Source organism: Mucilaginibacter terrae (assembly GCF_031951985.1).
GTDB lineage: Bacteria > Bacteroidota > Bacteroidia > Sphingobacteriales > Sphingobacteriaceae > Mucilaginibacter > Mucilaginibacter terrae_A.
Genome location: NZ_JAVLVU010000001.1, coordinates 5,276,844 through 5,292,039, shown reverse-complemented (window position 1 = coordinate 5,292,039; position 15,196 = coordinate 5,276,844). Strand labels below are relative to the sequence as shown.

Annotated in this window: 7 protein-coding genes and 1 pseudogene; 5 read left to right on the top strand and 3 right to left on the bottom strand. The window is 43.0% G+C overall.

The annotated features are described in order from the left end of the window. Positions 1 to 113 precede the first annotated feature (113 nt). Positions 114 to 1,661: a L,D-transpeptidase family protein gene (locus QE417_RS22660; protein WP_311954115.1), complete on the top strand. Its 1,548-nt coding sequence runs from the start codon at positions 114 to 116 to the stop codon at positions 1,659 to 1,661. Between the two features lie 44 nt (positions 1,662 to 1,705). Here QE417_RS22660 and QE417_RS22655 read toward each other — a convergent pair whose 3' ends face one another. The 3 genes from QE417_RS22655 to QE417_RS22645 all read right to left on the bottom strand — a co-directional run bounded on the left by QE417_RS22655 (position 1,706) and on the right by QE417_RS22645 (position 8,260). Continuing rightward, entirely contained in the window at positions 1,706 to 2,512 is an 807-nt protein-coding gene (locus QE417_RS22655; RefSeq protein WP_311954113.1) for an MBG domain-containing protein, read from the bottom strand. A gap of 1 nt (position 2,513) precedes the next feature. Continuing rightward, complete coding sequence (locus QE417_RS22650; RefSeq protein WP_311954112.1) at positions 2,514 to 7,202, bottom strand: MBG domain-containing protein; 4,689 nt, start codon at positions 7,200 to 7,202, stop codon at positions 2,514 to 2,516. A gap of 293 nt (positions 7,203 to 7,495) precedes the next feature. Then, positions 7,496 to 8,260, bottom strand: a complete 765-nt coding sequence (locus QE417_RS22645) for an SDR family NAD(P)-dependent oxidoreductase (protein WP_311954111.1) — start codon at positions 8,258 to 8,260, stop codon at positions 7,496 to 7,498. 277 nt (positions 8,261 to 8,537) lie between these two features. On the opposite strand from QE417_RS22645, the gene QE417_RS22640 reads away from it, so the two are divergent. The 4 genes and pseudogenes from QE417_RS22640 (at position 8,538) to QE417_RS22625 (ending at position 14,870) form a co-directional block, all read left to right on the top strand. Beyond that, on the top strand, positions 8,538 to 8,930 hold the full coding sequence (locus tag QE417_RS22640) for a hypothetical protein (RefSeq protein ID WP_311954108.1): 393 nt from the start codon (positions 8,538 to 8,540) through the stop codon (positions 8,928 to 8,930). 166 nt (positions 8,931 to 9,096) lie between these two features. Continuing rightward, complete coding sequence (locus QE417_RS22635) at positions 9,097 to 10,176, top strand: efflux RND transporter periplasmic adaptor subunit (RefSeq protein ID WP_311954105.1); 1,080 nt, start codon at positions 9,097 to 9,099, stop codon at positions 10,174 to 10,176. A gap of 24 nt (positions 10,177 to 10,200) precedes the next feature. Then, a pseudogene (locus QE417_RS22630) lies at positions 10,201 to 13,441 on the top strand (efflux RND transporter permease subunit). After that, a complete protein-coding gene (locus QE417_RS22625) occupies positions 13,434 to 14,870 on the top strand; it encodes a TolC family protein (RefSeq protein WP_311954103.1) in 1,437 nt (478 codons plus the stop codon). The pseudogene QE417_RS22630 and the gene QE417_RS22625 overlap by 8 nt, the downstream one beginning before the upstream one ends. Positions 14,871 to 15,196: the final 326 nt, after the last annotated feature.

Here is a 15,196-nt window from a genome sequence, read left to right as displayed (position 1 = left end):
ATCGTATCATTTTAATCTAACATCTGAGATCATGTAGATGGTTAAACAACCGTTTAGAGCCACAAAGGTGATTGGTACAGGTATTGCATAGCAAAATCAAATATAATCTACCTATGATATTACTCAACAAAATCAATTTTAAAAGCTATTGGCATGGCCTGATGTTAGGCATGTGCGCAATATTGCTCCTGACGTTTGAAAGCTGTAAACATACCAAACGTTCAGATATGGCTCAAACCATTTACGATGTTAATAAAAACAAGGCTTTTAATAAAGTTACTGAAGAGGGCTTTCAACCTGTGTTTCAAAAAATATTAGCCGAAAAAAAATCGGGCCTTAAAAACCCGGTTTTAATAACCACTTTTTATAAGGACAATGGTTATGACCCGGTACTGGTACTCGACCACATGAAGGGTGAAGACCTGAAAACGCTTGCTACTTATCTTAAAAAATCAGGTGAGCATGGTCTTAACCCTAAAATCTTCCAGGCCGATGAAGTAAACAGCCTGGTAGATAAATTTTACAGCAAAGATGCTATTAAAACTACCGAAGAAGCCTATGAAACTATGGCTCGTTTAGAAGTGGCACTGGCAAATTCATTAATTAACTACACCAACTCCCTGCAGTACGGCTTAATTAGTCCGCGTAAAATATATGCGCGTTACTATACCGAAACTAAACGCCCAGACAGCACCTCGATGAAAAAGGTGTTTGCGATTGCCGATATGAAAAGTTTTTTAGACAGCGTTCAGCCTAAAAACCCACAGTACATTGCCCTTCAAAAAGCCTTGGCAGCAAACGTACAAGTACCTGGCCAAACCGCCGAGGAAACTGAGCGAATGCTGAAAGTGAATTTGGAACGCCTGCGCTGGAAAAACAAACCTACCGCTGATAAATATGTAATAGTAAACATCCCCGATTATCGTTTGGATGTAATGGAAGGCGGAAAATCAGTAATGAATATGAAGGTTTGTGTGGGCGAAGGCCGTAATATTGACCGCTCTGCCGATTTAACCGAGTACGACGAAAGTGATAAAGTTGACCGTCCTTTTTCGCGCGAAACGCCTCAACTCAACAGCGCCATTTATACCGCACAGGTAAACCCGGTATGGAACATTCCTAAAAGTATTGCAACCAAAGAAATTATGGTTGCGGCTGCGCAAGACCCCTACTATTTATCGAATCACAACATGGCTGTTTACAAAAATGGCAAAGAGATAGAAGATAGCGAAACGATCGACTGGTCATCGGCCGGTCCAAATGATTATGAGTTTAAACAGCGCCCAGGAGATGATAATGCATTGGGCAAAATCAAGTTTTTATTTAAAAACAGTAGCAGCGTTTACTTGCACGATACTCCTGCCAAACTGGCCTTTAATAAACCTATGCGTGCCGTTAGCCACGGCTGTGTGCGGGTTGAACGTCCGCTCGATTTAGCTCATGCCCTATTTGGAGATGGTACAAAATATGAAACTATTAAAAATGACATGGCTTCAGGGAGCGCGGAGCCTAAAAACGTTGACTTATCCAAAAAAGTTCCTGTATATCTTACCTATGTAACTTGCTGGGCCGATGAGAACGGAACCCTGCAATTCAGGCCTGATGTATATGGACTGGATGTGGTACTATTAGCACATTTAAATAAGTATTTAACCGCTTAATTAAATAACAAAGCCCTCCAAATTGAGGGCTTTGTTATTTATAGTTACTTTATCATGAGATAGCCTGTTACTCTTTTCTGTTCGCCGTTATCATAATAATTTATTACATACATATAATTGCCAGGCTGTTGCTTAATCCTCCCGCCCGAAGAGTAACCATCGAAGCGATTGTTGTAGTTATCATATCCCTTAGCCTTGTACACTAATGTACCTGAGCTTGTTAATATCATCACTTCGTTATCAGTATACTTCTCAATATTGTCTATTTGCAAGTAATCATTTTGGCCATCGCCGTTTGGTGATACTGCAGGGTGCACCACAACATCATTTTGTAGTGATGATGTACGGGCAAACGATGATGAAGTAGCCTTTGTAATTGTAAGTACCGCTGGAGTATAATTAAAAGTGTAAAACGGCGAGTACCCTCCCGATACATGGATAGCATACTGTCCAACTGCTGAATTTATTGTAGCACTGGTGCTCCCTGCAGGTATAGTACGCAACATAGTTTCGGTGTCGCCGTTTACAAAGCCACTATATTTCAAAGTAAATTCCGGATTAGCTTGATATTGCTCTCGGGTTTGGTTACGTGCTGTAACCTGTAATACCGCTTTGTTAATGGTAAAGGTTCCATTAGTATAACGCAACACGTATTTTGAAGAAGCACCACCCAAAACAGTAATAGGATAATTACCTGCAGGAGAAGCTGGTGTAGCGGTTGTATTTACCATAGGAATGTTATCAAATGCCTGCTCGGCCTTTTCGCCGTTTACAAAACCGCTATAAGCTAATGAAAGCGATGGAAAAGCTGCACCATAAGTTGTAATCCTACTCTTGGCGGTGATAAACAAGTTAGCTTTGTTTGATGGTAATTGTGCCCGGCACATAGGTAAACTCGTAGTTCTGCGCTACGCCTCCATCAACAGTAACTACATATTTTCCGGGTAACGATAACTGATTAGCCTGAATTTTAGCCATAGGTTTTATGGTAAGTTTACTTACGCCATCATTATTAACAAAACCAGTATACTTAAAAGTAATTGCCGGGTTAACAGCACCATAAAAACGAGTTGCAGCCGTAGTTGTAACCGTAAGCGGAGCCTTGGTTATGGTTAATACACCGGGCTCGGTTATTAATTCATAAAAACCTGATAGCTTTACTACTGGTGTAATTATGTAAGTTCCCACCGGAGATGAGGCATTTGCATTAACACTGGCAACCGGTAGCCCGCCAGTGAGTTTAGCAGGTGTATCGCCGTTCACAAAACCGGTGTATATAAAGGTTAAAGTACCATTGGCTGTTCCGTAAATACGGTTTTTATCTTTGGCTTTAACTACTAATTGAGCCTTGTTAACGGTAAGAATTTGTGAAACAGGCACGGCAGCATCATAACCATTACCTGCAGGTTGCGATGCCGTTATACGTACCGTGCCATCTCTTATAATTTTCACTTTTCCATTTACAATTTGTGCTACCTGGTTGTTACTTGAAGTATAAACAATAGGTGTTTTGGAGTTATCGCTGGTAGCTCCGGGATCATAAGCAGTATCGCCGTAAGTTTTTGGTGAAAGGCTTAAGGCGAGTTGAGCTGCATAACGGCCTACCTTAACTGTAACCTTATAGGATAAACTTTCATTACCGATACTTACAACAACAGGTATTATATTATCGCCGTTTGTTAAGGCTATACTATCAGACAAACTTCCGCTTTGAATGATGTTATTTTGTATTTTAATAGTAGCACTATTAGGAGCCGTTGGTGTAAAACGTATAGCTTTTGAGCCTAAGGGCAGCTTTACAGTATAATTAATACTATCTGCTGAAAACCCGGGTGATAACTTCCCCTTATCGGGTGTAAGGCTGGTTAATGCCGGTTTTACCCATGGCAATTCAGGTGGTTGATAAACCCATAAATCGTTCAGCGTGCCATTTTCTGCATTACCTGTTCCCATTCCACCCATACCTGATCCGCCAAACAACCAAAGATTATTATTTTTATCAGTCCAGGTAAGTGCATCCCGGCGAGTGCCAGGCCGGTTAGCTGGTGCAGCTTGTCCTTTGGTACCGTATACTCCCCGCTGGCCCTGGTATGTACTACCGTCTATCCAGGTCCACATATTGGTTGCAGGTGAGTAAACCCACATTTCATTGTAATTGTCTAAAATTCCATATTGGTTATGCCCACTGCCACCCATGAGCCAAAAATTTCCGTTATTATCAGTCCATGCGCTAGCCTGATATCTTGAACCCGGCATGTTTGATGCCGATGGCACACCCTGAGTTCCGTAATTGGATATTTCGCCCCCAATATTACCACCCGACATCCATGTCCATTGATTGGTGGCAATGTTATATTTCCAAAGATCGTTTGCAAAGCCCCCGTTATTATTACTCAAATAAGCAATACCACCCATCAGCCAAAGGTTTCCCTGCCCATCTGTCCAACCAACTGCATCAGCCCTGCCCCCAGGGTAGTTGTCGGCAGATGGCACACCCTTTGTTCCGTAAACACCTTTACTATATATAACATTGTTGCCCGACATCCACGTCCATTGGTTGGTAAGTGAATTGTATTTCCAAAGATCATTCAATTCGCCAAATGTCCCGGTAACTGCGTATCCAGCTCCTCCCATCAGCCAAAAGTTCCCATTGTTATCAACCCAGGTTACGCTTTGCCTTCTGGACCCGGGATAATTTCCGGCATTTTCTATTCCCTTACCTCCGTAAGTAGCATATTGGTTAATTTGATCTGAACCACCTACCCAAGTCCACAAACCAGTTGCAGTGCTGTATTTCCAAAGATCATTTAAGTAGCCAATTTTATCGGGAGTAGTAAACCCAAATCCACCAAAAAGCCACAAATCACCGTTAGCATCCGTCCAGGTTAAAGCATCCTGCCTGCCACCCGGCACATTAGATGCGGCGGCCACGCCTTTAGTACCATACGAGGCACCCGGATTTATAGTCACTTCGCCACTCATCCATACCCATTCACCGGTTTGGGTGGTATATTTCCACAAATCGTTACGTTGGCCAAAATCGTAAAGACCATAACCACCCATTATCCAGAAATCTCCATTTTTATCTTTCCAGTTCATACCCCCAAACCTGGCCTTGGGTTCATTTGAAGGCGCGCTTACCTCCTTTAAACCCGGGCTACCGTTTGAATGGAATCCTTGCGTTCCGCTTGCCCAAGTCCATTGTCCTTCGGCAATGGTAATTGGCCTCGCCAGCGTCGTAAAATCTTTAGTCATTGACAGCACAGGAGAGGTGTACTTGATTTCGGTTCCACTCCCGTTATATTCAAATACTGCAACTTTATAGTGTGTACCTAAGCTTAGTTTTTTTACAGTCACCGTAGTATCAGTGCCGTTATATACACAATACCAGCTACTGTTTTGTGCCTTCGAGCCCATCCCATATTCAGCGTTAGCGGTATATTCAATTCCGTCGGGTAATGTTATTGTGCCCGAGTCATAAGTTGATACAAAAACAGCTCTTGCGGCCCCGCTTCCGTTTTTCCAGCTAATGCCAGCTTCATTAGCTGATAATGTATTTACTTTCACATTGCTTGCTGCGGTTGAAGGCCGGCTCTCAATAAAATCGCCGTTAAAAAATTGGTGATATAGTTTGTTTATAGCATATACAGCATGTAGTTTATTGTTATAAACAAAAGTATAAGGCATAGTTTCGTAGGCCGAATATCCACGAGAACCAATTGGAAGCCAGTTGGCACCGTCAAATCGATAACTGCTTGCACGGCCAGTTACACCGGCATCTTTGAAACTTACAACAGGCTGGTTGGCCGATGATATAAAAAGTGATGGCTTGTTGGTAGGCGAACTTGAATTGAACGCAGAGCCTAACAGCGTCCAATTTCCATTAACAAGCTTTAATACCGATAGCTTTGTGTTCTGCCATCCAGCCCTTGATATGTAGGCCACACCATCAGTACCCACAGCCAAGCTTATCATATCGGCATCCCTTTGGGTTTCCATAACGTTACCCAAACGCGACCACTGGTTCCATAATAATGCCATCACCGTTAGCTTTAAGCCATACTCATCCCGGTATGCAACGTATGGTATACCATTTTGAATCTTGAGTTCAGCTTCTGAAGCATAAGCATCTGTAAAGGCCGTTGCCCCCCAAACAGTCCAAGCCGATGCGTTAAACCTTTTAAGGGTAAGTTTCTTATCATAAGAATCTGGATATAAAACACATGGAGTACTTCCGTCAAAGGAAAATACAGAATAGTAGGCATTGGATGGTAATGTAAGAGTCGAAGTATTATCATTTAGCCACGTAGCACCGTTAAATTTACTTAAAAAAACTTTTTCTTCAGTAGTGCCCGAGCCTCTGTAAACAACCATTGGATAATTGTCGGCAGAAAACCCAAGTGTGGCTATATTTACATTTCCAACAGTTGTGAAACCTGGTTGCCCAACAACTTCCCATACAGAACCATTGTATTTAACTAATGTACATTTGTACGAATTGGTGTAATCATTATAAAGCACATATGGAGTGTTATTTTTATCTGTTTTTACATCAAGTATAATAGCAGAACCCAATGAAAATCCCTTACTTGCTAATACCTCCCAATCGGTGCCATTGTATTTGCGCACCACATTTCCTCCAGCGCTTCCGTCCTGGCAAAATGTATAGGGTGTTCCGTTATCAAATGCAAGTGCTAAAACCGACGCATCTGATTGCTCATCTGACTTTAATGATGAACCTATTTGTTGCCACCTGCCACCAGTATACTTATAAATAAATGCTTTGTATGACAAATATCCACCCTGACTTAATAAATAAGGAGTATCATCATCAAACCCAAGTACCATTGTACTTACCCTATTCTCGGTAAACTCCCTTTCGCCCAAAAAATTCCATTTATTACCGCTAAAATATTTTACTGTAGCTTTATTTGAACTGCTTCGATATGCAATATATGGTATTCCCTTATTTATGCTTATCTGCATCACAGCAGATGCCTCAAACTCATTGAAAGAACCAACATCTACCCATTCAGCACCATTAAACTTCTTCACATACGAAAAATAGTTACTTTCATCTTTGTAGGCTATATATGGAGTTGTTCCATCAAAGGCAAATGAATTATAAGTAGGATTATAGTAATTGCTATTACGCATAACACCCGATGCAGAGATGGTTACAAAAGCTCCGTTTTCAAACATTTTAAAAACAATATCACGGTTGTTTTTTCGATAAAGAATATAAGGAATTTGGTTAACTACGTTTAGCGCTAACATAGAGGCACCGCCGGTTATAACCTCACTGCCCACGCTAACCCAATTACTTCCGTTAAATTTTTTTACGCCAAGTTCGTTGCCGGCATAAGCTAAGTAGGGCGTGTTGCCTTCAAATGCAATACTAACTTTGGTTATAACCGAATCAGATATAATTCTTTGCCCTACCTGCTCCCAGCTTGTACCATTATATCTACGTACTGATGCTTTGTTTGTCGAACCATCAATAAAAGCAAGATATTGCTTATGATCAGGCCCTGTGACCATGGATACATTCCCTGTAGAAGAGAAAATAGGCTGGTTGTTTTCATCTTCCCCTACAGCTTGCCAGCTTTGAGCTTTAACTAATTGTGGTGCAAAGAAAGAGAGACAGATTACAGCGAGACATAAATATCTCTTGATATTGGCTGAGTGCCAAAATGATAAGGTTGGTGTGTTCATAATATCACACTAAATATAAACAGAATATTTAGTGCGATATATGAATATTTACAATTAACTATTTATTAATTAACGCCCGAAAAAATGCCCTAAAGAGCATTAATTAATTAAACTGGCGATTAATTATTTAACCTGATAAACCCGCCATCAATCGCATAATCAGATCCGGTGATAAATCCGGCTTCTTCCGAACACAGGTATAATGCCAGGGTGGCAATTTCATCGGGCTTAGCCATACGGCCTATGGGTTGGCTTTTGGATAGCTTGTCAAACATTTCTTCTTCTTTACCAGGGTAGTTTTTGGATATAAATCCATCCACAAACGGGGTATGCACCCGTGCCGGCGAAATGCTGTTGCTACGGATGTTATCATGCAAATAATCGCGCGCAATTGACATGCTCATGGCGTGTATGGCGCCTTTACTCATACTGTAGGCAAACCTATCAGCAATACCAACCGATGATGCAATGGAAGCCATGCTTACAATAGCCCCGCCGCCATTGGCTTTCATAATCGGGATGGCCGCATAAAAGCAATTATAGGCACCTTTAACATTTACGCTGTATACCCGTTCAAAATCAGCCTCGGCAGTTTTTTCAACATTGCCTACGTGGGCTATGCCGGCGTTGTTAACCAGTATATCAATTTTGCTTATCTCGTTAAACACACTAACAATTTGCTGCTGATCGGTAACATTGCCACTGTGTGCAAATGCTTCGCCGCCTACGGCTTTAATTTCTTTGATAGTTTGTTGGGCAGCATCGGCATTAAGTTCGATAATGTGTACAATAGCACCTTGTTTGGCAAATAATTTGGAAATGGCTTTACCAATTCCGCTGCCGCCGCCTGTTATTACTGCCGCTTTATTTTTTAAACTGAACATGAATTTTCAAATGATTTATAGATTAAATGATAGATTAGATGCAATAACCACGCTTTATATGCCGTTTAGGGTTGCAAGTTACACATCAAACTTACCGGTTTGCAAATAAGTAATTTGCACTGAATGTGTATTAGTTTATATTAGCATATGTTATATATAATTTTAACATCCTGATAAATAGTAATATTTCACATTATCTACTTTAAAAATGCCAAAATTGTAACATTTACGTTAAATATTATTCAATTTAATTTTTTGCATATATTTATCCCGGAAAATGAAATGGTTAGTTAGAATATTTCTGCCGCTTAGTTTTATCCTGTTTTGCGACCTTGCCTTATCAGCTAACTCGCTACAGGACAGCTACATTTTTGCCCAAACTTCTCTTAAAAAAGATAAGGCAAACGGCTCAAATATTACCAAACTTACCGGTCGTCACAAACACAAAAATCATCATAATCTTCCCGATGAGGAGTTTAAAGACGACAGCAACGAGTCTTCATCGCACAAAAAAATTGCCGAGCGCGATAACTTCGCTTGCCATTTCTTTTACACTCGTGTAGCTGCCATTAATGGCCACTACCTTAAAACAGGCTATAATCTTAACCGTTTCCCCAGGTACACTACTTCCAATAAGCTATATCGCTCTATCAGCGTATTCCGCATCTGATATTTTATTCTTCTTTATGCGGTAAACTTTCTGTTTGTCCGCCTTTTCATGTTTTCTATTGAATTCATGATACGATGATTATTCAACAGGAATTTGCGCATTCCTGTATAATCATTACCGCTCAAAAAGCAATCAATCCTTTCCGGTTAATATATAATAACTATTCATGAAGTATTTATTCGTGGTTACAGGTTTGTGCATAATGTTATGCCATACCAGCTGTAAACAAAAAGAACAACAAAAAGAAGAAGAAACCAAGCTATTGGTTACCAGTCCGTTAAAAATGGACACGTCCATTGTAAATGAATATGTGTGCCAGGTGCGCTCCATACGGCACATTGAACTACGCGCCCAGGAACGTGGTTACCTGCAAAAAAGCTATGTAGACGAAGGTGCCTATGTAAAAAAGGGTCAGCTGCTTTTCCAGATCATGCCTAAGCTTTATGGTGCCGAAATTGAAAAGGCCAAAGCCGAGGTGGATCTGACCCAGATAGAATATCAAAACACCAAAAAGCTGCGTGACAGCAACATTGTGGCTCCTAACGAGTTAGCCATGGCTAAAGCTAAATTGAACAAAGCCAAAGCCGAGCTCTCATTAATGAGCGTGCATTACCAGTTCACCGAAATAAGAGCCCCTTTTGATGGTTACATTGACCGCCTGCAGGTACGTATAGGTAGTTTGCTTGATGAAGGTGACCTGCTTACGACCCTAAGCGATAACAGCCAGATGTGGGTTTACTACAATGTACCCGAGGCCGAATACCTGGACTACAAAATGCTGGGTGATCAAAAGAAACAAACCGTTAACCTGTTAATGGCCAACCACCAGATATTTAAACACCCCGGCGTGGTTGAAACCATTGAGGCCGATTTTGATAACGAAACCGGTAACATTCCGTTCAGGGCCACTTTCCCTAACCCCGAAGGCCTTTTGCGCCACGGCGAAACCGGCAACGTGGAAATGACCGTACCGCTTAAAGGTGCACTTATCATTCCGCAAAAAGCCACTTTTGAGGTACTGGAAAAGAAATACGTTTATGTGGTTGACAACGCCAACCGTGTACACGCCCGCGAAATAACCATAGGTGCCGATATGGCCGATTTGTACGAGATACGCTCGGGCCTCTCACCTAACGACAAGATACTGCTCGAGGGTTTACGCAAGGTTAATAACGACGACAAGATTGCTTACAACTATGTAAACATGAAAAAAGTATTGCCCGAATTAAGGTTACACGCCGAATAGTTAACCCTCTAAACTTCTTTTAACATGTTTAATAAATTCATTCAAAGACCGGTGCTTGCCATCGTACTGTCGCTGGTCATTGTATTTATGGGGGCACTGGCTATCGAGACGCTACCGATATCGCAGTTCCCATCCATTGCACCGCCCATGGTGGTGGTTAATATAGCCTACCCTGGTGCCAGCGCCGATGTACTGGTAAACTCGGTACTCATCCCAATGGAAAAAGCCATTAACGGCGCTCCGGGCATGAAGTACATGACATCCGACGCTACCAGCGCCGGTGAGGCAACCGTACAGGTAGTATTTGATTTAGGTACCGACCCTAACCAGGCCGTAGTAAACGTAAAAAACCGTATTGAGCAAATTACCAACCGCCTGCCCGAACTGGTACAGCGCGAGGGTTTGATTGTGAGCTACACCTCGCCTAACATGCTCATGTACGTTAACTTGTACAGTACCGACCCTAAGGCCAACGAGAACTTCCTCTACAACTTTGCGGGTGTAAATATTGTGAACGAGATAAGCCGCCTTAAAGGTGTGGGTAGTGCTAAAATATTGGGTAGCCGCCAGTACGCCATGCGTGTTTGGCTAAAACCCGATCGTATGCGCGCCTACAACGTATCAACCGAGGAGGTAATGAAATCACTGGCTCAGCAGAGCATTATTGGTTCGCCTGGTCGTTTGGGCCAAAGTACCGGTAAACGCTCACAATCATTGGAGTATGTACTAACCTACAAAGGCCGTTACAACACGCCTGAAGAATATAAAAACGTAATTGTTAAGGCCGACAAAAACGGCGAAATACTTTACCTGAAAGATATTGCCGATGTAGAGCTGGGTAGTGAGTTTTATGACATCTACTCTAACATGGATGGCCACCCATCGGCCGCTATAACCTTAAAACAAACCTACGGCAGTAATGCAAGCGATGTTATTAAAGAGGTAAAAGCCAAACTGGAAGAGATCAAGAAAACCTCCTTTCCTCCGGGTATGGATTATCAGATCAGCTATGACGTTTCGAGCTTCCTGGATGCATCTATTGAAAAGGTAATACACACGCTGGTTGAGGCATTTGTGCTGGTAGCATTTGTGGTATTCATCTTTTTGGGCGATTGGCGCTCAACCCTCATCCCGGCCATTGCGGTACCGGTATCATTAATTGGTGCGTTCTTCTTTATGCAGCTGTTTGGGTTAACCATTAACCTCATTACCCTGTTTGCACTCGTACTGGCTATTGGTGTGGTGGTGGATGATGCCATCGTGGTCGTGGAGGCCGTACACGCCAAGATGGCCGAGGAACACTTGTCCCCGTTTAAAGCGGTTAAGCAGGTATTGAACGAGATTAGCGGGGCTATTATTGCCATTACCTTTTTAATGACGGCTGTATTTGTGCCGGTAACCTTCATGACAGGGCCGGTAGGTATTTTTTACCGGCAGTTTGCCATCACCATGGCTACCTCCATTGTAATATCGGGTATTGTGGCGTTAACGCTTACCCCGGTATTGTGTGCCATGATTTTAAAACCACACGATCATCATAAAAAGAAAACCATTGTTGACAAAGCACTTGACGGATTTAATAACGTATTTGAACGCGTAACCGGTAAGTATACCAGTTTGCTCAAGGCAATTGTTAACCGCCGTACGGTAACTTTCGGCATATTATTGGTATTTTGTGCCGGTATTTATTTCACGGCCAATTCGTTACCTACCGGTTTCATCCCTAACGAAGACCAGGGCCAAATATATGCCATCATTCAAACCCCTCCGGGATCAACTTTAGAGCGTACCAACCACATATCGCGCGAGCTGCAAAAAGTAGCCAGCCATGTTGATGGTGTGGCATCGGTATCGGCACTGGCCGGTTACGAGATCTTGACCGAAGGCCGCGGTTCGAACGCTGGTACTTGTTTGATCAACTTAAAGGATTGGTCGGAACGTAAGCATTCGGCAAAAGAGATCATCGAAGAACTGGAGAAAGAAGCCAAGGTGATCCCCGGCGCTACTATTGAGTTTTTTGAACCACCGGCAGTACCGGGTTACGGTGCGGCAGGCGGTTTCTCGTTGCGTTTGTTAGATAAAACCAACTCGGGCGATTATGCTGCCTTTGGCAAAGTGAACGAGGAGTTTATGACCGCACTTAAAAAACGTAAAGAGCTGACCGGTTTGTTCACCTTCTTCGCGTCAAACTATCCGCAATACGATTTGCAGATAGATAACAAAGTGGCCATGCAAAAAGGCGTTGACATTAGCACCGCCATGAACAACCTTTCTATTTTGATCGGTAGTACATATGAGCAGGGTTTTATTCGCTTTGGTAACTTCTTTAAAGTGTACGTGCAGTCGGCCGCCCGAATACCGCGCTTTACCTGAGGATCTATTAAAACTCTACGTAAAGAACAACCGCGATGAAATGGTGCCTTATTCGGCCTTCATGAAAATCAAGAAGAAACAAGGTTTGAACGAGATCACCCGCTTTAACATGTACACGGCATCGGCCATTAACGGTGCCCCTGCCATAGGTTACAGCAGCGGTGAGGCCATTAAAATTATACAGGACGTAGCTAAACAAACCCTGCCACGCGGTTACGATATTGACTGGATAGGCCTCTCAAAAGATGAGGTTGGCCGCGGTAACGAAGCAGTCTACATCTTCATCATTGTACTCCTGTTTGTGTACATGGTACTTGCCGCCCAGTATGAGAGTTTCATTGTACCGTTTGCGGTAATACTCTCATTACCTGCCGGTATTTTTGGTGCCTTTATGCTGTTAAAATTCATGGGCTTAGCCAATGATATTTATGCACAGGTAGGTTTGGTAATGCTGGTTGGCTTATTAGGTAAAAACGCGGTACTGATCGTTGAGTTTGCCATACAAAAACACCAGCAGGGTTCAACCGTACTGGAGGCTGCCATTGAGGGTGCTAAAGTTCGTTTCCGTCCAATTTTAATGACCTCGTTCGCTTTCGTGGCGGGTTTACTTCCGTTGCTGTTTGCAACCGGACCGGGTGCATTGGGTAACCGGACCATTGGTGCAGCATCGGCTGGCGGTATGTTGTTCGGTACCATTTTCGGGGTAATTATTGTGCCGGGCTTGTACTATATTTTTGGTACCCTGGCCGATGGCCGCAAGCTGATACAGGACGAAGACCACAACCCATTAACCGAAGATTTTGGCCACAAGAAAAAGAAGAAAAGAAAATTCTGGCCTTTTAAGACCAAGCAAGAAGAGAAATTAATTATCACAGAAACCCCTCATGAATAACAAGACCATATATAGAGGATTTGCAGTAGCCTGCCTGTCGGTTGTTTACGGGGCCTGTTCAATTCCTAAGTTTTCGCAGCGCGAGGCTAACAAGGCCACGCCTGCTACCTACGCATCGGGCACACAGGATACCGTTAATACAGCCAAAACTAACTGGAAGCTGTTTTTTAACGATGAACACCTGAGCAGCCTGATTGATACGGCGCTTAAAAATAACCAGGAGCTTAATATCACCATGCAGGATATTGAGATCGACCGTAACGAGATCAAAGCCCGCAGAGGTGAATACCTGCCTTTTATTGGCCTTAAAGCCGGTGCCGATTTAGAGAAAGTAGGCCGCTACACCAGCCGTGGTGCCAGCGAAGCCACTACCGAAATTAAACCCGGTAAAGAAATGCCCGACCCGCTGCCAAACTACCTGGTAGCGGCTTATGCCACCTGGGAGCTGGATATTTGGCACAAACTGCGTAACGGTAAAAAGGCCGCAGTTGCCCGGTACTTAGCTACTATTGAAGGTAAAAACTTTATGGTAACCAACCTGATCGCCGAAATTGCCGACTCGTACTACGAGCTTCTGGCGCTTGATAATCAGCTGGATATTGTAAAGCAGAACATTGATATACAAAATAACGCCTTACGCATTGTTCGCATACAAAAAGAGGCTACCCGTGTTACCGAACTGGCTGTGCGCCGGTTTGAAGCACAGGTGTTAAGTACCCGTAGCCTGCAGTTCAACATTCAGCAGCAAATTGTGGAGACCGAAAACCGCATTAACTTTTTGCTGGGCCGTTATCCTCAACCCATTTCGCGCGATAAGCAAAGCTTTGAAGCTTTAAAAAATGTAGAAGTTCAATCGGGTTTACCGTCGCAGTTGCTGGCTAACCGTCCTGATATTCGTCAGGCCGAATTAGCTTTAGCGGCTGCCAAACTGGATGTATCGGTTGCCAGGGCTCAGTTCTACCCTTCGTTGGGTATTTCGGCATCTATCGGTTACAATGCCTTCAATCCGTCGTTTCTGTTTAACATGCCCCAATCGTTACTGTATTCGGTGGGTGGCGATTTGATTGCGCCGTTCATCAACCGTAATGCTATTAAGGCGGTTTACGGCACGGCCAATGCCCGGCAATTACAGGCAGTTTACAATTATGAGCGCACTGTTTTGAATGCCTACATGGAGGTAGCCAACCAGTTATCGAAAATGGGCAACCTCGAAAAAAGCTTCGACCTGAAATCGCAGCAGGTGCAAAAACTGTCGCAGTCCATCAATATCTCCAACGACCTGTTCAAATCTACGCGGGCCGATTACATGGAGGTACTCATGACTCAACGCGATGCTTTGGAAGCCAAATTTGAACTAATAGAAACTAAAAAACAGCAAATAAACGCCCGCATTAATGCTTACCAGGCATTAGGCGGCGGCTGGCAATAAAGAGAAAACTATGGTTTAGCAATGTGGTGTTGCTCCCAATTATAGTTTAGTTAAGTGTGTTGTTAAAGAAGGGGCGCGCAAGGCTTCCCCTTCTTTATTTAAAGATCTTGTCCGGCCTCAAACCCGGCTTAATTGTTTGAGAGTTAATAAATAGTTTTGAGAGAAGGGGGGCGCAAGGCTTCCTTTCTTCGTTTATCATATTGTGTCATTTTTATACAAAGCAGGGTCTTTTTTAAAAGGCACTGCTTAAACTAAGATAATTAAAGCACTGTCATCAGCAGTTAATAGTTTATGTTAAAAACAAAGGAGGCGCAAGGCCTCCCTTG

What these genes read in the sequence shown, in the direction of transcription:
- QE417_RS22660 (WP_311954115.1), top strand. Translation starts at nt 114, where the DNA reads ATGATATTACTCAACAAAATCAATTTTAAAAGCTATTGGCATGGCCTG.
- QE417_RS22650 (WP_311954112.1), bottom strand. Translation starts at nt 7,202, where the DNA reads ATGGTCACAGGGCCTGATCATAAGCAATATCTTGCTTTTATTGATGGT.
- QE417_RS22645 (WP_311954111.1), bottom strand. Translation starts at nt 8,260, where the DNA reads ATGTTCAGTTTAAAAAATAAAGCGGCAGTAATAACAGGCGGCGGCAGC.
- QE417_RS22640 (WP_311954108.1), top strand. Translation starts at nt 8,538, where the DNA reads ATGAAATGGTTAGTTAGAATATTTCTGCCGCTTAGTTTTATCCTGTTT.
- QE417_RS22635 (WP_311954105.1), top strand. Translation starts at nt 9,097, where the DNA reads ATGAAGTATTTATTCGTGGTTACAGGTTTGTGCATAATGTTATGCCAT.
- QE417_RS22625 (WP_311954103.1), top strand. Translation starts at nt 13,434, where the DNA reads ATGAATAACAAGACCATATATAGAGGATTTGCAGTAGCCTGCCTGTCG.